We start from the raw sequence: 17,679 nt of genomic DNA on the forward strand, positions 1-17,679 counted from the left end.
ACGCCTTCAAAATGCGCATGTACCGTATGTACACTCCGCTTTTTCAGCCATTTTCGCCTTGTCTCGCCTTAGCTAGCAAGATCATGAACCGGTTCTTTATTCATTAATCAAAATGGAACAGCTCGGCGCCGCGCAGCTTCAGCCAACGCCGTGCCGCCTGCCAGTCCGGGTATAGACGCGCAGTCTCCGCCCAGAAGGCGGGCGAATGGTTCATGTGTTCCAGATGGGCCAGTTCATGGGCGATCACATAGTCCAGCACCATCGGCGGGGCTTGCAGCAAGCGCCAGTTCAGCCGGATGATCCCGGCGGCGGTGCAACTGCCCCAACGCGTGCGCGCCGACGACAGCTGCAGGCCGCAGGGCTGGCGACGACAGCCGCGCGCCAGTTCCACCATCCGAGCCGGAAACCGCAAAGCAGCCTCTCGCTTGAAGAAACGGCGGACCGCCTGCTTCAAGGCCGCCGCGTCACCGTGCGCGATACCGGTAACAATCAACCCTTCCGCCGTCAGTCTGGCCGTGCGCCTCACGCCGGCCGTCAGCACGATGGGCAGCGCTTCCCCCCGCCAGCGCAGCTGGCTGAGATCTTCGGCTTGCCGCCGCTCTAGCCTCTGTCGCGCCACATGGCCGGCGATCCAGTCTCGACGCTCCAACAACACTTCGCGCAGACGGGCGGCGCTAACCGCCGGATGGGCGACAAGCTCCACCCTGCCCGCGCTCACCCGAATGCCCACGCTCTTGCGCGGACGACGGGTCAGCACCACATCCACCTCGCCGTCAGGCAGCGGCAGACGCAGCCAGACGCTTGCGCTTTTCATCCTCGTCCGCAAACGGGCCGACGCCGCCGATCTCGCGCTGACGCGCCTCGATCCACTGCTCGGCCTCCTTCATCATCGCCTCCGGCCCCAGCTCTTCGCTCGGCACAATGGGCTGGCCCACCACCACGGTGATTTCGCCGGGGTATTTCAGGAAGGCGTTGCGCGGCCAGAACTCGCCGGCGTTGTGCGCCACCGGCACCAGCGGCATGTCGAACTGCTTGGCCATGCGCGCCGCGCCCAGCTTGTATTTGCCCGCCACGCCCGGCTTGGTGCGGGTACCCTCCGGGAATACCGTGATCCAGAAACGGTGGCGTTTGCGCTCCAAGCCCTGCTCCAGCAAACGCTGGTTGGCGTTGGCGCGGTCGGAGCGGTTGATGATGATGGGGTTCATCAGCACCAGACCCCAGCCGAATACCGGAATCCAGGTCAGCTCTCGCTTGGCCACGTACACTTGCCACGGGAAAATCTTCTGCAAGGCCAAGGTTTCCCAACCGGACTGGTGCTTGGAACAGATCACCGACGGCTGCTCAGGCAGATTTTCCGCGCCCAGCACCTTGTATTTCAAGCCGATCACGTGCTCCAGCATCCACAACAGGCTCAAGGCCCAGCTGACGCCGAACACATGGCGCGCGCGGCGCGGCAGCGGCGCGGACAGCAGCAGCAGAAAGAAGAAGAGCGGCGTGATGATGATCAGCACCAGCCAATACAGCAGGTTACGAAGCCATAAACTCAGCATGCTTGGAACACTATCCTTTTCTGAAGTCAACGTTCGCGGGAATCGATCAGATATTCCGCGGCGTCGTACAAATCGTCGAACACCAGGGTGCCGGCCGGCAGCTCGCCGTCGGCCAGCGTCTTGGCCCCCTTGCCGGTCTTGACCAAGATGGGCAGGCCGCCCACCGCCGCCACCGACTCAAGATCGCGGCGGCTGTCGCCGATCAGCGGCAAGCCGTCCAGTTTCACATTGAAGCGCTCCGCAATCTCCAGCACCATGCCCGGCAACGGTTTGCGGCAGTCACAGCCGGCGCTGGGGCCGTGCGGACAGAACAGCACCGCATCGATGCGGCCGCCGGCCTGGCCCACCAGCCTGTGCATTTTCTCATGCATGGCGTTAAGCGCTTGCATGTCGAACAGGCCGCGGCCGATGCCGGATTGATTGGTGGCCACCACCACCCGCCAGCCGGACTGGGTCAGGTTGGCGATCGCCTCCAAGCTGTGTTCGATCGGCACCCACTCCGCCGGCGATTTGACGAAATCGTCGCGGTCCTCATTGATCACGCCGTCACGGTCGAGTATCACTAGTTTCACGGTTGTCCCCGTCTAGAGCGCCGGGGCGGCCGCGGGCCGCCCCATCGAATCACTCCGCCAGCAGCGAGATGTCCGCCACGCGGTTGAACAAGCCGACCAGACGCGCCAGCAAGGCGATGCGGTTGTTGCGCACCGCGGCGTCGTCCGCCATCACCATCACGCCGTCAAAGAAAGCATCCACCGGCGCGCGCAGCGAAGCCAACTGGGTCAGCGCGGCGGCGAAATCGCGGGCGGCGAATTGGCCGTCCACCTGCGGCGCCAGCTGCTCGACGGCGGCGAACAGCGCCTGCTCGGCCGCTTCGCTCAGCAGCGCGGGATTCACCGCGCCCACTTCGCCTTCGGCCTTCTTCAGGATGTTCTTCACCCGCTTGTTGGCGGCGGCCAGCGCGGACGCTTCCGGCAAGGCCTTGAAGGCGGCCACCGCGGACAACACCGCGCGCACTTCCGCCAGCCGGCTAGGCGCCTGCGCCAACACCGCGTCGATCTCGTCGCCCTTGTAATCGGCTGCGAGGAAGTTCTTCAGACGGTCCATCATGAAGCCGAACACCTCATCGGCCACATTGGCGGACAGCTTGCCTGCCGGGAAGGCGGCGGCGACGATGTTCAGCAGCGCCTTCACATCCAGGTCCGCTTCTAGCGCCATGCGCACCACGCCCAGAGCGGCGCGGCGCAATGCGAACGGGTCCTTGTCGCCGGTGGGGATCAGGCCGATGCCCCAGATGCCGACGATGGTTTCCAGTTTGTCCGCCAGCGCCACCGCGGTGGCGATCTTGCCTTCCGGCAGCGTGTCCCCCGCAAAACGCGGGTGGTAATGGCCTTCGATAGCGGCGGCCACTTCGGCGTGCTCACCGTCGTGCTGGGCGTAGTACATGCCCATCACGCCTTGCAGTTCGGGGAATTCACCCACCATGTCGGACACCAGATCGGCCTTGGCCAGATAGGCGGCGCGGGCGGCCAGCGCGGCGTCGGCGCCCAATTCATGGGCGATGGCGCCGGCAATGCTCTGCAGACGCTCCACGCGCTCCAGTTGCGAACCGATCTTATTGTGGTAGACCACATTGGCCAAACGCGGCAGCCGGCTGTCCAAGCGCGCCTTCTGATCCTGCTCGAAGAAGAACTTGGCGTCGGACAGACGCGCGCGCAATACGCGCTCGTTGCCGCCGACGATAAAGGACGGATCGGCGGTTTCCAGATTGGACACCAGCAGGAAGCGGTTCATCAGCTTGCCGGAAGCGTCCAGCAGCGGGAAATACTTCTGGTTCTGCTGCATGGTCAGGATCAGGCACTCCTGCGGCACGCGCAGGAATTCGGCTTCGAAGCCGGCCTCCAGCACCACCGGCCACTCCACCAGGCCGGTCACCTCGTCGAACAAGGCCTCCGGCGCGGCGATGGTGGCATTCAGACGGGCGGCGGCCTCGGTCAGTTTGTGGCGGATCAGTTCGCGGCGCGCGTCGAAGCTGGCCACCACCTTGCCGGATTCATGCAAAGTGCGCGCGTAGGCGTCGGCGTTGGCCACCGTCACCTCGCCTTCGGACAAGAAACGATGGCCGCGGGTACTCTGCCCGCTTTGCAGGCCCAGCACCTCGCCCGGCACCACCGCGTCGCCGTGCAACATGATCAGGCCGTGCACCGGGCGCACGAACTGCACGTCCAGGCTGCCCCAACGCATCAGTTTGGGCACCGGCAGCTTTTTCAGCGCCAGCGCCACCACGTCGGCCAGCACCGCGGCCAGCGGCTGGCCCTGCTTGACGCTTTCATAGGCGTACACATCCTGCTTGCCGTCGCTCATCGTGGACAGCGCGGACACCTCCACGCCGCAGGAACGGGCGAAACCGGCCAGCGCCGGCGTGGGTTGACCGTCCTTGAATCCGGCGGTCACGGCCGGGCCTTTGCGGGTGACCTTCTGGTCCGGCTGCAAGGCGGCCACATTGGCCAGTTGCACCGCCAGGCGGCGCGGGGAGGCATAAACCGTCGTCTCGGCGTCGGCCGGCGCGAACTGCATTTTCTTCAATTCGTCGCCAATGGTCTGGGCAAAGCTGGCGGCCAGCTTTTCCAGCGCTTTGGGCGGCAGCTCCTCGGTGAGCAGCTCAATCAGCAATGTCTGGTTCATATTCACTCGAAAACTTAACGCTTGGCGGCCCCGGCGGCTTCGCAGATCACCTTCATCATGGCGTCGGCGACCGATCCCTGATACACGGGCTGCCATTTCCAGGCGTGACGCGGCACTGGAAATAGGGTTGAGAACAGGTGCCTGTTGTTGCGATCGAAATAATCGGAACTGACAAACACATACTGGTACTTGCCGCAGTCGGCGTAGCCTACGCTGCGGCGGATATTGAATTTCAGCTTGTAGTTTTTCTCGTCCTGGACCTTGTCGAACCGTTCCTGGTTGACGAAGTGCACCAGTCCGTCCTGCCCCAGCCATAGCGAATTGCCGTCTATCGCCAGCTGCAGCGCCTTGCCGTCCTGATACGCCACCCAGTCGGCGGCGGGTTCGGCCAGCGCCGGCAAGGCCAACGCGGCGCACATGCATGCGAAAATAGCTTTCATGCGCATTCCCTCTTTCGAGAAACGGCCGGGGCGGCAAGCCAAGCTCAGGCCTGCCGGCACATTGGGAAGCCCAGCGCTTCGCGGGCGTCGTAATAGGCCTGCGCCACGCCGCGAGACAGAGTGCGGATGCGGCCGATGTAGGTGGCGCGCTCGGTCACGGAAATTGCGCCGCGCGCGTCCAGCAGGTTGAACGTGTGGCCGGCCTTGAGGATCATTTCGTAGGCCGGCAACGGCAGGCTGGCCTCCAGCAGCGATTTGGCCTCGGCCTCGTAATCGTTGAACTGGCGGAACAACAGCTCCACATTGCTGTGTTCGAACGCGTACTTGGATTGCTCCACTTCGTTCTGGAAGAACACATTGCCGTAAGTCACCGGCTGGCCGTCCGGCAAATGGGTCCAGATCAGATCGTAGACGTTCTCCACGCCCTGCAAATACATGGCCAGGCGTTCCAGGCCGTAGGTGATCTCGCCCAACACCGGCTTGCAGTCGAGGCCGCCCACTTGCTGGAAGTAGGTGAATTGGGTCACTTCCATGCCATTCAGCCATACTTCCCAGCCCAGCCCCCAGGCGCCCAGGGTCGGGTTTTCCCAGTCGTCCTCAACAAAGCGGATATCTTGCATCGTCGGGTCCAGACCCAGCTCCTTCAAGGAGCCCAGATACAGTTCCTGAATATTGGACGGAGACGGCTTCAGCACCACCTGGAATTGATGATGCTGGAACAAGCGGTTGGGGTTTTCGCCGTAGCGGCCGTCCTTGGGACGACGGGACGGCTGCACATAGGCCGCGTTCCACGGCTCCGGCCCCAGCGCCCGCAGAAAGGTGGCGGTGTGGGAAGTCCCCGCGCCCACCTCGGTGTCGTAAGGCTGCAGCAAGGCGCAGCCCTGGCGGTTCCAATAGTGCTGGAGCGTAAGGATGATTTCCTGGAAGGTAAGCATAGACGTGGCAAGCAAAGTGAAAAGTCAAAGGCCGATTCTACCGCCTAGCGCCCCCCGCGCAAAGCCAAGCCGTTGGCGGCAAATCAAAAAGGCCGGCGAAATCTCCTCCCGCCGGCCCTCCTCGCGTCGCGTCGCCGTCATTTGCCCGTCGCCGGCACCATGTCCCGAAACTTGCGCTTGGTGTATTTGGCGTAGATACGTTCCACGCTGCCGTCGCGGATCAAATCGCCTATCGTCGTGTCCAGCCGCGCCGCCAGCGCCGCCTGCCGGGCGCTGAAATTGGGCGACAAATCGGTGCGGTCTATCATCGGCTGCAGAATCTCCACATTCGGCCGCAGGGACGCGCCCCACACATCGCACAACACGAACTGACGATGGCCGCCGGTCAGCATCGCATAGAGCTGACCCTCGTCGTTGCTAGGCTCCAGCTTCCAGTTGGGGTAGTTGAGGATTTTCGGCGTATAGGTGTAGCCGCGCACCATGCCCACCGCCTGGCCTTGCACCAGCTTCCAGTCGAAGGACTTGACCGGCGAGCCGCGCTTGACGCAGAGCGCCACCGGATAGCTGGAATAAACGTTCTTGAAGCGCGGCGTCTGCGCCGCCACCTCGTTGTCTATCACCGCGTCGTAATCGCCGGTCTTGATCCCGCGCAGGCAACGCTCCCACGGCGCGGCCTCCATCGTCACCGGCACGTTCATCCGGCGGAAAGCCTCTTGCAACACGTCGTGGCTGATGCCGGAATCCACCTTGCCGTTCTTCACATAGGTGAACGGCTGCCACTCCACCCCGCACAGTTTGACCGGCGCCTGCGCCGCCGCGCCCGCCGTCAGCAGACAGGCTCCGACAGCCGCCGCCCATAGACTCGTCCGCATCGCCCGCTCCTTTCGCCCGGCAGTCCGCGACGATTTGTTATATGTCGGATCGGCGGCAATGCAAAGCCTGCTCCGCCAGCCGGTCGGCCAGCGCTCGGCCCTTGGCCAGGCAGTCCGGCAGCGACACCCCGTCCAGCCAGTTGGAGCAGGCGTGCAGGCCGCGCTCGCTCGCCGCCGCCGCCAGCGGCCGCAAGGCCGCCATCGCCGCCGTACCCTGCGGCAGCGCCTGCGGCCAACGCACGATGCGCTGGCTCAAGGGCTCGCCTTCCAGGCCGAACAGACGCGCCAGTTCCAGGTTCAAACGCTGCAGCAGCGCCTGATCCGGCAAAGCGGCCAAGGCCGCCTGGCGGCTGCCGCCGATGAAGCTGGTCACCAGCCGCGAGCCCGGCGCCGCCGTGTGCGGGTAAATCCGGCTGGACATCAAATGTCCCAAGGCCAAGGCCTGTTCGCTGACGGGATGCAGTCCGCCGAAGCCCTGCAACGGCCGGCGCAGCGCCTGTTCCGCCACGACGGTGGCCACCACGGTCAGCGGCGCGTAGGGCAACGCCGCGCAGGCGCGCGCCCATTCCGGTTCGCAGGCCCGCAGCAGTTGCGCCGCCTGCGGCGCCGGCAAGGCCAGCACCACCGCGCTGGCCGGCTGCGCCCCCTCCGCCGTCAGCACCCGCCAGCCCTCGCCCGCTCGCTCCAGCCCCAGCGCCGGACAGCCCAGCCTCACGTCCAGATCGCGCGCCAGCCGCTCGGCCAGGCTGGACAAGCCGCCCGCCAGCGTGCACATCCGCTTGCGCCGCAACTCGCCGCGCCGCCAACGCCGCCACATGCCCAAGACCAGCGAGCCGGCCTCCCGCTCCGCGGCGGCCAGCGCGGGCAGGCACTCCGTCATCAGCAATTCTTCCGGATCGCCGGCGAACACGCCGCCGATGAAGGGGTCCACCACGGTGGCCAGCACTTCGTCGCCCAGCCTGCGCCGGAAGAAGGCCGCCACCGTTTCCGCCTGCGCCGGCGCGGAGCGACGCCAGGGCTCGCTCAATAGACGCCATTTGGCGTCCCAGCTGAAGTAGGAAGCGGCCAGCAGCGCGGCCGGCCCGTCGGGCAAGGCGCAATAACGGCCGTGCCGCAGCACGAAACGCCGCTGCGGCCCCGGTGCCGGCGACAAGGGCGTCAGCCCAAGCTCCAGCAGCCATTGCCGCAAGCCCTCGTCCACCAGCAAGGTATTGGGCCCCGCCTCCATCAAGCCCGGCGCCAGGTCCAGGCTCAGCACCTTGCCGCCCACCCTGCCGGACGCCTCGTACACCACCGCGTCCAGGCCGTGCCGGCGCAACTGCCAGGCGCAGGCCAGGCCGGACATTCCCGCACCGATCACCGCAATCATTTACCGCTCCCTCCATAGCGCCTGTTCGACGTCGCCCAAGCCAAGCCGCAGCCAGGCCTTGCGGCGGAAAAACGCGATGAACTCGCGGTTCATGCGCATTTCAACGCCGTGTCGCCAATGCGTCGCGAATCGTGAACAGCTTCCAAAACCAAAAAGCCGCCCAGCGGCGGCCATCAATCGTTTCCAGTATGCCCGGAGCGCCCCCGCCGCCAGTTGATCCGCGGCAAGCCGGCTCGCCGCGGGCGGCCAAAAGCCGTTCAAGTTAACACATTCAGTTTTCGATTGACCTTGTCCTGCGCCCGCACTTAGAGTCAAACGTCATGAACGGAACGGCAATCCGCCCACCCCGCCGGCGCGCCTTGCCCCGGCCCCATGTTTCCTGAGGAGAAGCGTCATGCAGGCAAAACCGCCAACCCGCCTGATAGAGACAAGGGCGATCGATTTCATTCCGGAAAACGAACGCCACGGCCGCTTGCTCAGCCAGTTCACCTTGTGGTTCAGCGCCAATCTTGCAAATCACCGCCGTCATCACCGGCGCGCTGGCGGTGGTGCAGGGCGGCGATGTGTTCTGGTCCTTGATCGGCCTGTTGATCGGCCAGCTGCTGGGCGGCGCGGTGATGGCCTTGCACGGCGCGCAAGGTCCGCGGCTGGGATTGCCGCAAATGATTTCCAGCCGCGTGCAGTTCGGCGTGCAGGGCGCCACCATTCCTTTGGCGCTGGTCTGCGTGCTCTACGTCGGCTTCAACGCCACCGGCACCATTCTGTCCGGACAGGCCATCGCCCAGTTGGCCGGGCTTAGCCGCGAGAGCGGCATCCTGATCTTCTCCGCCGTCATCGCCGTTTTCGCGGTCTGCGGCTACCGGATGATCCATCTGCTGGGGCGAGTGGCCAGCGTGTTCGGCCTGGTCGCCTTCGCCTATCTGTTCGCGCGCCTGCTCAGCGTCAACGACATCGCGCCGCTGCTGCGCAATCATCGCTTTGCCTGGGACAGCTTCCTGCTGGCGGTATCGCTGTCCGCGTCCTGGCAGATCGCCTTCGGCCCCTATGTCGCCGATTATTCGCGCTACCTGCCCAGCGCCACCTCCCCGCTGCGCACCTTTCTCTGCGTGGGCGGCGGCTCGGTGCTCGGCGCGCAGATCGCCATGAGCTTGGGCGTGCTCGCCGCCGCGCTGGTCGGCAAGCCGTTCGCCGGCCGGGAAGTGGCTTACATCGTGGGCCTGAGCGGCGGCGGCGCGATGGCGGGCTGGCTGTTCTTCAGCATCGCCTTCGGCAAGATCACCGTGTCCACGCTGAACGCCTACGGCAGCTTCATGTGTCTGGCCACCATCGTCAGCGGCTTCAAGCGCGAGGCGAGGATGGGCCAGGCTCAGCGCCTGATCTTCGTGCTGGCCATCGTCGGCTTGTCCACCTGGATAGCGCTGGCGGCGCAGGCCGACTTTCTGCGGCACTTCAAATCCTTCATCCTGTTTCTGCTGACCTTCTTTACTCCGTGGAGCGCCATCAATCTGGTGGATTACTACTGGATCAGCAAGGAGCGATACGATTTGCCCGCGCTCAGCGACCCCGACGGCGCTTACGGCCGCTGGAACAAGATCGGCGTCGGCTGCTACGCGTTCGGCCTGCTGGCCCAACTGCCCTTCATCGCCACGGGCTTTTACAGCGGGCCGCTGCTGCCCTATCTGAACCAGGTGGACATTTCCTGGCTGATCGGCCTGGCCGCGCCCGGCGCGCTGTATTTCTGCCTGGCGCGCAGGCAGGCTCCGCATACCGCACCGGCCAGCGCCGCCGAGTAAGACCGCCATCCAACACCAACGGCGCATCCTGCCGGACACGCCGTTGGTGTTTCATTCCTTTCCCTACCGTCCCCCAGGCATTCGGCCCGTAGAACCCGCACAGTCAGCCCCTGCGATGGCAGAAGCTGCCTTACAACTGCCGCGTAAGCGCTCGGGGATGACTCTTGTCGTCTAAATCTTTGGCTGGAACAGCGAATCGTAAACACTCTCTTAAGATTTGTTCATAATTCTTAGCAACAGACTCCGGGCTTGGAACAATGCGCGTGCTCAATCGAGCGCCTTGTTTTCCAAACTTAAGCTTGGAGTTAATGAATACATGAAGTTATACGCATCAGCGGCTTCCGTTTTCGTGCTGTCGCATATTGCCAGCGCCTTATTCTCGATGGCCTCCGACGGCGCGATGAGCAGCGGCATCGCAAGCAGCCATGCGGCGGCGCTGGCCTCGCCGCCGCCGTTCGCCCAGCCCGCGGCGGACCAGTTGATCCCCTCCCGGACGCTGATTCTGGAGCAACGAGGGGAACCGGGAGAAATCCGTCAGCTTCAGCTTCGTAGAATGAGAACCTCGCCGATTCAATCGACTGGCTATAGCGTCAAAAAGGGCGAGGTGCTGACTATCGATTACCAATATACGCAAGACGCGCCGGACAAAGCGCCCGAGTTATGGGTAGTTCCCATCGCCAACAAAGCGGATAGCCACTTGAATCACACCTCTCGGCAAGTGGTCAGCCTCAAGCTTGGCGTCAACAAGATCACCGCCACCTATGACGGCATGATTTATTTCACAGCGCGAAATCAAATCAAGACCGGGCCGATCACCATCAAATTGCAGGACGGCGGACACGTGGTCCCGCGCTTCATGCTGGGCCAGCACCAGGACGCGGACTGGCAAAAAATGCTGGCGCGTTATCCCGACGCCCCCTTTGCCGACTTGGTGGGCAAGCGCATGATCATCACCATGCCGCTGGCGGTGTTGAAAAGCCATGTGGATAGCCCGACGGCCGTGCTGACGCGCTGGGACCAGATCGTCACTTGGGCGGAAGAGCAGCATGGCCTGGGAGGCGGCCAGCCGGCTCCGCATATCGCCACGCCGCTCCAGTACCAGTTTGTCACCAAGGCGGACTCAACTGGAGGCTATATGTCGGCCAGCGATTTCTGGCTGGGTACCAATGTTTCCGGCGCCGCGGATGTCGCCAACAGCAAGAAGCTGGGAACAAGCTGGGGCCCTTGGCATGAGTTGGGACATCATTATCAGCTGGAGCCGCTGACCTGGGGTGGTCAGAGCGAAGTCAGCGTCAATCTGACCTCGCTTTATGTGCAGCGCGAGTTGGGGTTGCCATCCCGTCTTGATCAACTAGCAGACAAAATTGCAAGGCATCTGGCTTCCGGCAAGGCTTATCACGATGAGGAAGACCTATTTGTCCGGGTGGCTCTTTATTGGCAACTGGACTTGGCCTTTGGCAAGGACTTTTACGCGCGTCTGAATCAGCGCTACCGCAGCATGCCCAGCACGGAGCTACCCAAAACCACCGCGGCTCAACAACAGGCCTTTATTGTGGAAGGCAGCCGGGTGACGGGCTACGATCTCAGCCCGTACTTCACCAAATGGGGATTGCCGCCCACGGCTGAAACCAAGAAAACCCTGGATAAACTGCCTCTCAAGACACTGGACAAGCCCATCTGGGAAAATACGGATAAAGACAAGCGCTACAGCTATCCCTTGGCGCAGCAAGCCATTGCCGGCCTGATATTGGCGCCGCAAAGCGTGGATGCCAACCAGACCTTTACCGCGAAGCTGACGCTGAAAAACCGCGATGCGTCCAAGCTCAAGTTCCAATGGCAACTGCCGCCTGGCTTTAGCGTGGTGTCCGGCAAGGACAGTTCGGAAATCACCTTGCGCGCGCCGGCCAATATCGCCGCCAATACCTATGTGCAGCTGACGGTCACGGCTCGCGACCAGCAAGGCAGCATGTCTTTTGGCGGCAAGCTGTTGCTGGGCAAGCCCGATGGCGACCTGCCCCCTAATGCCCATATCACCGGGGAAACCGAATTGGTGCAGGGAGACGCCATTGGTGTGCGGCTGGATGGCACATCTTCAACCGGCAGCCGGCTCACCTATAACTGGCATAACAATAGCGGGCTCAGATTAAGTGTGAATGAAGGCTTGGCGCTAGTGACTGCCCCCATTACGGCGGCGGAGGGAAAGCACAAGGTAACACTGGAAGTCTCCGATGCCAAAGGCCGCACCGATAGCGCCGTGCATGAGTTGCAGGTCAAACGCGGCGACGATGCTGGCGGCCCGCCGCCCAAGGCCCATATCAGCGGACCCGGCGAGCTTCCGGTAGACCACCTCACAGGCATCATCCTGTCCGCCGAACAATCCGCCGGCGATATGCTGGAATACGCCTGGTCGACGCAAAGCAGGCTGCTCTTGCTGCCCAATCGCGACAAAGCCATCGTCAATATGGTGCCGGGCGTTCTGCCTGGAAAGTACCAGATTGACTTGGAAGTGAAGGATCGCTTCGGCAAGACCGACAAAACCTCGCATTCGATCACGGTCACCGCGAAACCAGATCCTCTGCCACCGCCGCCCAAGGCCCTGATCAGCGGTCCGAACGCCCTCACGCAAAACCAGCCGGGCATCACCCTGAGCGCCAAAGGCTCCAGCGGGGAAAGCTTGACGTATCAATGGACGAATAGCACGCAACTTACGCTGCAACACAATGGCGATCAGCTTGCGGTTTCCGCGTCCGACCGAGTCAAGGAGGGCTTGCATCAGGTGCTGCTAACGGTGAAGGATAGAGCCGGTCAAACAGATAGCATCGCTCACACCATTCAGGTCAAGAAAGGAAACGGCGGCATTCCCGCCTATGTTCCGGGCGGCAGTTATCGGGCCGGCGATAAAGTGACGAATGTCGGCCGCACCTTTGAATGCAAGCTGCCGCCTTTCAGCGGCTGGTGCAGCCAATCGCCGCAGCACTACGCACCCGGGACGGGGCTGGCATGGAAGGATGCTTGGCTTGAAAAATAAGCCCGGCATCACGATGCAGTCCTAAGCAACGCCAAGAGACGCGGGCCTCCCGCGTCTCTTTTTTAAACGGGTTCACCAAGGTTTTGAACGACAGAGCGAGGCAAACGGATACGCCGGATATTGTATGGATGTGAGGCGGCACGAGGAGACGGCCTGTTCCAACTCGAGCCGCCAGGCTTGCCCGTCTGCCGGCCGCGCCTGTTAATGCTCAAGCGGCACTACCAGCCCCACCCACATCATTTGGCATCGGCTCCCAGTGCCGCCCTCCCCGCCACCGGATTGCCATCGTCGTCCACCAGAAGAAAGCGGGCCTCCGCTGCTTCGGCGGCGCAAGGCAAGGGCGAGGCCATGGCCAACGTTTCCCGCGCCAGGGGCGCCAACATGTCCACCGTCAGCGGCTGCGCCGCCCCGCCGGCGCAAACCACCTCCAAGGAGCGGAAAGTGGCGTAATAGGGGCTGGGGTTGGCTATGCGCAATCGCGGCCCGTCGGCATCTTGCTCCAGAGCGAAGCGCAGTTGCTCCGGCAGTTGCTCCGCCGAGGACGGCAGCTTGGCCGGCCTCATGAACAGCTTCATCTGGGTGCGCAAGGTGACGGTCAGGGTTTGCGCATCTGCCGGTAGATCGCCGGGCCTCGGCGGAATCTCATACAGGTTCAGCCAGAACAAGGACTCTCGGTCAGCGGGCAAGGGTACGCCGGTGGCGATCAGGCGCAGGCTGATCTGCGCCTGCGGGTTCAGACGGAAGATGGGCGGAATCGGCATCACCGCCGCGTCCGCCGCGCTGGCCGTGTCCGGACCGGACTCCAGCCCGCCGTCGTCCACCCAAGCCTGCACCACCACCGGATAAGGGTTGGTATTGACCAGTTGCAACGATTGCTCGGCACTGCCGGCGGCGAACACCACCCGCGTGGACTCCGCCATCAGGCCGGCCCAGCAGCTGCCGCACAACAGACACAACAGGCCACCTGCTTTCCAGCGCAGCCACGCCTTACTGGACACGGATCACCACCTGCGCGGTCGCGTTCAAGGAACCGGCCTTGACCCGCTTGCCAGGTAGGCGGATCAGCGTCGCGTGCATCCGTGTTTGATAGCTGGTGAGCCCATCCTGGCTTTCGCCTGAAGACGCTCCTTGCAACACAGGATACCAACCGGCATCACCGCCGCCGCCGGTAATCATGCCGCTGCTCAACCAATTCAGTTTCTGTCCACTCTGCCGACTTAACGCTACGCCCACCCCGGTGGCGACGGCCGGGTTGTCGCCATAACCATCGGACAGCAAGTGAGTGACCCCGCTCCCCCGGCCCCCGCCGGCCCCCAAACCCTCCTTCTGCGCTACCAGATAATTCGCTGGCTGCACCAGCAGTCCCATCGCAGTCTGCCCGACACCGGTACCGCTTTGGAAAGCGGCCAAACCGGCATTGCCCGGCGCGCCGGTCTGGCATTGCAGGCGGATGTCGATGGGCAGCATGCGCTGCCCACCCTTCTCCAGTTCCACCGCGCTGATGGGCGTGAAAGCCACCACCGGCGTCGCCGTTACCACGCGGCAGCTGGCGCTACGGCGCACCTTGACGGTTTGATACGGATTGATGGCCCCTGGCCAGGCGCCATAGAAGCCTGAGTACTGCGATGCGTGGTCTGCCCCCGGCTTCAAGTCCGGCGACATGCCGCCGCCTTGGAACGCGCTATAGGCGATGGGCTGCGAATAATTCCAATTCTGACCATCCTGACCATCTTGCCAGCCGGTGTCTCCCGAGCCCTTTGACTTGCTGTATTTGAAGAACTCCACCTTGTAATTGCTGAAGTGCCTGGCCTTGATCAGATACCAGCCACGCGAATCCTGATCCCGAGCCATATCGAGCTCCAGCGGCCGCCGTTTCCAATAACGCGACGCGTACTCGCCGGTGTTCAGATTGGTCACCCGCGCCATCAGCCCACGCTGCACGGTGCGATAGGACTCCGGCAAGCCGATGGCGCTGCCCTCCTCGTCCTTGCCGGCCCAACTGTTGTCGCCATTGGTCGAGTAATATTCGTAAAAAGTACTCGGATTTTCTGTCGGCCGGCAGCGAAACAGCACTTGCTCCGGCGCATAGCCACCGACATGGCCGGACCCCAAGTCGAAAATGCTCAACACCTTGCTGGCCAGCAAGGTGCCGTCTGGCTGGAACACCTCGTTATTGATATTGATGGTCATCGCCATCGCGCCCTTTCCCGAGGTATCGTGCGCGCCTTCCCAAACCCGTACCAAGCCCTTGCCAGGCTCGACATAGTCGACAGCACCGGTGTCAGTCGTCGGCGTAGAGCGCGACACACGATAACAGGCAGCCTCCGCTTGCGCGCACCACAACACGCCTCCCAGCAAAGCCAGTAACACGACGGCGACGCGGCGACGCACCATTGCATCGGATTGAACTGTCATCTCTGCCCTCATTGTTTGGCCAGCGGCGCGCACTCCGCCTCCAGGCGGATGATGGGCCGGCTGGCGGCATCGTCTTGCAGCGCGTACGGCAACGCGCATTGGCTGTCCGCCGTTTCGCCCCATTTCACCCGCAGCGTGGCCTTGCGCGCGGCCACTCGCGCATAGGCCTGCCCGCCCTGGCCCACCATGCCGATATTGGCGCCGTCTTCCGCGTACACCATCGCGCCCATCGGCAAGACCGAGCCGTCGGCCAGCCGGCCCTTGATCAGCAGCGCCTGGCCGCGGCGGGTGGCGAACTTCAACCTGACCGCCGCGCCGGCGTACGGCGCGGTGCGCAACTGGTCGCCCTGCAGCTCCACGCCATCGGCCAGGCCTTTGCTGTCCAGCGCCACGTCGTTGTAGCGATACGGCGTCAGCGACGGGATCAGCGCGTAGCCGGCGCGGTCCACGGTGGCGCCCATGCCGTTGCGCACCGCCGCGCCGCTGGCGCCGGGCGCTTCCACCAGGCCGAAGGTTTCGCTCAGATAAGGACCAAAAGTCACGCCGCCGCGATGCACCGCCAGCGCGCCGCGCGCGCTGACGCCGGTTTGGGTGAAATTGCGGCCGCGTGAATAGCTGCCGCCCACCGTGGCCAGCGGGAAACGCTTTTGCACATTGGCGCCGAACGCGCCTGAACTGCTCTGTGAGTTGTGCGAAGCATTAATGCCGTAGCTGACCGTCTGCGCCTCGTCTGCGGTGCCGCTGAGCGACAATTGCAGATTGCGCTCGCCCTCGCTGCGGCTCATCGACGCCGCCAGCATCGGCGCGCGCCGGACCTTGCCCAGCGGCATCGACAGATTGAACATCACCGTATTGCGAACTCGCCCGCTGTCCAGCGGCTGAAACGCCGAACCGCCGGCTTGCCATTGGCCGACGCGCTGACGCGATACCGACACCCCGTAGCTGATGGAACGGAACTGGTTCTGGTAGCTGAGCTGCAGCTGGGTATCCCGCTCCTTGCCGTTGTAGTAATCGCTGACCGCGGCGGACAGCCCCAGGCTGCCGTAGCCGCCCAGCCGCTGGTTGACGCTGACGGTGAACTGGTTGCGCTGCTGGAAGGTGCTGGAATTCCAGATCTCGCCGCGCTGAAAAGCCTGCCGCGCGCCCAGGGCGTCGACCAGATCGCGGTAGCCGCGAGTAGAGTAGCGATAGCCGGCCAAGGTGATGGAGGTGGCGGTGGGCTGGATGGTGTGGCTATACGACAAGGCCGCGCGCCAGCCATGGTTCAGGCTGCCGTCGCCATCGCGGGAACGTGAATAAGTGGCGTCCGCACCCAGTGCGCCATAGCTGGTACCCCACACCATGCCGCCCAGCAAGGCGGTGTAATGGGAAGCCGCCCGCGCGCCGATATTGGCGGTGAGCGCGTTGTTGATGCCGCGCTGATAGGTGAAATCGGCGAACACTGGCTTGTCGTCCAAGGCGTTGCTCAGTTGGCCCAGCGTCAGGCTGTAGCGGGTCTGGCCCGGCCGCATCGATCCCGGCACCGCGGCGAAGGGCACGGTAAAACGCTTCACCTGCCCGTCCGCCTCGGTGATCTCCACGTCCAGGTCGCCCTGGTAGCTGGTGGGGAACAGGTCGTCGATCACGAAGGGGCCCGGCGCCACCACAGTCTGATAAATCTCCTGCTTGCCCTGGCGCACCACCACCCGGGCATTGCTGTCCGCCACACCGCGCACCACTGGCGCGTAGCCGCGCAAGGACTCCGGCAGCATCCGGTCGTCGCTACTCAGTTGCACACCGCGGAAACTGAGCCCGCTCAGCAGACTGCCGCCGGTGGAGCTTTCCCCCAGCGTCAACTCGCTCTGCCAGGCGGGCAAGGCGCGCTGCACATAGCTGCGGATATGATTCCAGCCCCCGCCGCCGGCCATGCCGCCGCTGTAGTTGGATTGCTGGCGCAAACGCCACAGTCCCAGGTTCACCCCGGCGTCGGCGGAGACGTAATGATAGGTGTTGCTGACATCGCCGCTGCTGGAGCGATAGCTGTTGGCGTCGTAATTGACGAAGCCGATGGCCGCGCCAGCGTCCAGGTCCTCTTCCGCCACATAACCGCGCGGCCGCCGTTTCATCGCCGCCTGCGGCACAGACAGATCCAAGCGCAAGCGCGGCAGGTCGAACACACTGCCGGCGCCGGGAATGCGCAGGGCCAGCGGCCAGCATGCCGCCGCCGCGTCCTCGTCCGGCGGCAGGCTTTCCGCCAGCACTCCGGCCTTGAGCAGGAAGGCCTGGTCCAGGCAGGCGGAAGTGGGGTGTTCACCTTCACGGCGGAAGCTCACCGTCTGGCGGGAATAAAACGCGCCATTGACAAAGACATCCACCAGATAGTCGCCGGGGTCCACCTGATTGGGCGTGTTGAAACGCTCAAGGCCGTTCGCCAGCGAGGAGCCCAGCAACAAACGGCTGTCGAAGCGATACGCCAGCAGCGCCGGCGCTGTCTCCGTGGCGGCGCGGCCCGGCTCGGCCCAGGCCAGGCCGGGCGTCAAGCAGGCCACGCTGGCGGCCAACACCGGGGGAAGGCCAGGAAACCACTGACCGCGATAGCTATTTGGCGTCATATCC

13 protein-coding genes are annotated in these 17,679 nt (G+C 63.9%); 2 read left to right on the top strand and 11 right to left on the bottom strand.

The genetic code is table 11. From position 1 onward, the window contains the following. Window positions 1-103 precede the first annotated feature (103 nt). From MOV80_RS02730 to hemG, 8 genes are all read right to left on the bottom strand, one after another. Window positions 104-814, bottom strand: coding sequence for a SprT family zinc-dependent metalloprotease (locus tag MOV80_RS02730; RefSeq protein ID WP_240333856.1), 711 nt, complete (start codon window positions 812-814; stop codon window positions 104-106). Further along, the gene (locus MOV80_RS02735) at window positions 774-1,550 is read right to left on the bottom strand and encodes a lysophospholipid acyltransferase family protein (RefSeq protein WP_019103521.1); all 777 of its coding nucleotides are present in this window, start codon (window positions 1,548-1,550) and stop codon (window positions 774-776) included. Before MOV80_RS02735 ends, MOV80_RS02730 begins: the two co-directional genes overlap by 41 nt. 26 nt (window positions 1,551-1,576) lie before the next feature. After that, on the bottom strand, window positions 1,577-2,122 hold the full coding sequence (gmhB, locus tag MOV80_RS02740; protein ID WP_019103520.1) for a D-glycero-beta-D-manno-heptose 1,7-bisphosphate 7-phosphatase: 546 nt from the start codon (window positions 2,120-2,122) through the stop codon (window positions 1,577-1,579). A 49-nt stretch (window positions 2,123-2,171) separates the two neighbouring features. Continuing rightward, window positions 2,172-4,232 (bottom strand): glycine--tRNA ligase subunit beta, encoded by a 2,061-nt coding sequence (gene glyS / locus MOV80_RS02745; protein WP_249604806.1) that lies wholly within the window; start codon window positions 4,230-4,232, stop codon window positions 2,172-2,174. 14 nt (window positions 4,233-4,246) lie between these two features. Continuing rightward, window positions 4,247-4,672 (bottom strand): surface-adhesin E family protein, encoded by a 426-nt coding sequence (locus MOV80_RS02750; RefSeq protein ID WP_249604807.1) that lies wholly within the window; start codon window positions 4,670-4,672, stop codon window positions 4,247-4,249. Window positions 4,673-4,716: 44 nt separating this feature from the next. Beyond that, entirely contained in the window at window positions 4,717-5,607 is an 891-nt protein-coding gene (gene glyQ / locus MOV80_RS02755; protein ID WP_043632582.1) for a glycine--tRNA ligase subunit alpha, read from the bottom strand. A gap of 137 nt (window positions 5,608-5,744) precedes the next feature. Continuing rightward, window positions 5,745-6,479 carry a transporter substrate-binding domain-containing protein gene (locus MOV80_RS02760; RefSeq protein ID WP_249604808.1) on the bottom strand — a complete coding sequence of 245 codons (735 nt, stop codon included), beginning with the start codon at window positions 6,477-6,479 and terminating at the stop codon, window positions 5,745-5,747. Window positions 6,480-6,516: 37 nt separating this feature from the next. Continuing rightward, window positions 6,517-7,848, bottom strand: a complete 1,332-nt coding sequence (gene hemG, locus MOV80_RS02765; protein WP_249604809.1) for a protoporphyrinogen oxidase — start codon at window positions 7,846-7,848, stop codon at window positions 6,517-6,519. A gap of 509 nt (window positions 7,849-8,357) precedes the next feature. Between hemG and MOV80_RS02770 the strand changes: the two genes are divergently transcribed. Both MOV80_RS02770 and MOV80_RS02775 read left to right on the top strand, forming a co-directional pair. Next, on the top strand, window positions 8,358-9,641 hold the full coding sequence (locus MOV80_RS02770) for a cytosine permease (RefSeq protein ID WP_249604810.1): 1,284 nt from the start codon (window positions 8,358-8,360) through the stop codon (window positions 9,639-9,641). A gap of 280 nt (window positions 9,642-9,921) precedes the next feature. Next, window positions 9,922-12,669 carry a M60 family metallopeptidase gene (locus tag MOV80_RS02775; protein WP_249604811.1) on the top strand — a complete coding sequence of 916 codons (2,748 nt, stop codon included), beginning with the start codon at window positions 9,922-9,924 and terminating at the stop codon, window positions 12,667-12,669. A 236-nt stretch (window positions 12,670-12,905) separates the two neighbouring features. Here the strand turns inward: MOV80_RS02775 and MOV80_RS02780 are convergent, their stop codons facing one another. Genes MOV80_RS02780 through MOV80_RS02790 form a run of 3 tightly spaced genes read right to left on the bottom strand, consistent with a single transcriptional unit; the run spans window position 12,906 to window position 17,675 of the window. Continuing rightward, window positions 12,906-13,667 carry a molecular chaperone gene (locus tag MOV80_RS02780; protein WP_249604812.1) on the bottom strand — a complete coding sequence of 254 codons (762 nt, stop codon included), beginning with the start codon at window positions 13,665-13,667 and terminating at the stop codon, window positions 12,906-12,908. Further along, window positions 13,657-15,084, bottom strand: a complete 1,428-nt coding sequence (locus MOV80_RS02785; protein ID WP_249604813.1) for a fimbrial protein — start codon at window positions 15,082-15,084, stop codon at window positions 13,657-13,659. Before MOV80_RS02785 ends, MOV80_RS02780 begins: the two co-directional genes overlap by 11 nt. An 8-nt stretch (window positions 15,085-15,092) precedes the next feature. Next, a complete protein-coding gene (locus MOV80_RS02790) occupies window positions 15,093-17,675 on the bottom strand; it encodes a fimbria/pilus outer membrane usher protein (protein ID WP_249604814.1) in 2,583 nt (860 codons plus the stop codon). Window positions 17,676-17,679: the final 4 nt, after the last annotated feature.

The organism is Chromobacterium sp. IRSSSOUMB001 (assembly GCF_023507765.1).
Taxonomy (GTDB): Bacteria; Pseudomonadota; Gammaproteobacteria; order Burkholderiales; family Chromobacteriaceae; genus Chromobacterium; species Chromobacterium haemolyticum.

Bases quoted from the DNA above. Each gene is read 5' to 3' on its own strand.
- MOV80_RS02730 (WP_240333856.1), bottom strand. From the start codon at position 814: ATGAAAAGCGCAAGCGTCTGGCTGCGTCTGCCGCTGCCTGACGGCGAG.
- MOV80_RS02735 (WP_019103521.1), bottom strand. From the start codon at position 1,550: ATGCTGAGTTTATGGCTTCGTAACCTGCTGTATTGGCTGGTGCTGATC.
- glyS (WP_249604806.1), bottom strand. From the start codon at position 4,232: ATGAACCAGACATTGCTGATTGAGCTGCTCACCGAGGAGCTGCCGCCC.
- MOV80_RS02750 (WP_249604807.1), bottom strand. From the start codon at position 4,672: ATGAAAGCTATTTTCGCATGCATGTGCGCCGCGTTGGCCTTGCCGGCG.
- glyQ (WP_043632582.1), bottom strand. From the start codon at position 5,607: ATGCTTACCTTCCAGGAAATCATCCTTACGCTCCAGCACTATTGGAAC.
- MOV80_RS02760 (WP_249604808.1), bottom strand. From the start codon at position 6,479: ATGCGGACGAGTCTATGGGCGGCGGCTGTCGGAGCCTGTCTGCTGACG.
- hemG (WP_249604809.1), bottom strand. From the start codon at position 7,848: ATGATTGCGGTGATCGGTGCGGGAATGTCCGGCCTGGCCTGCGCCTGG.
- MOV80_RS02785 (WP_249604813.1), bottom strand. From the start codon at position 15,084: ATGACAGTTCAATCCGATGCAATGGTGCGTCGCCGCGTCGCCGTCGTG.
- MOV80_RS02790 (WP_249604814.1), bottom strand. From the start codon at position 17,675: ATGACGCCAAATAGCTATCGCGGTCAGTGGTTTCCTGGCCTTCCCCCG.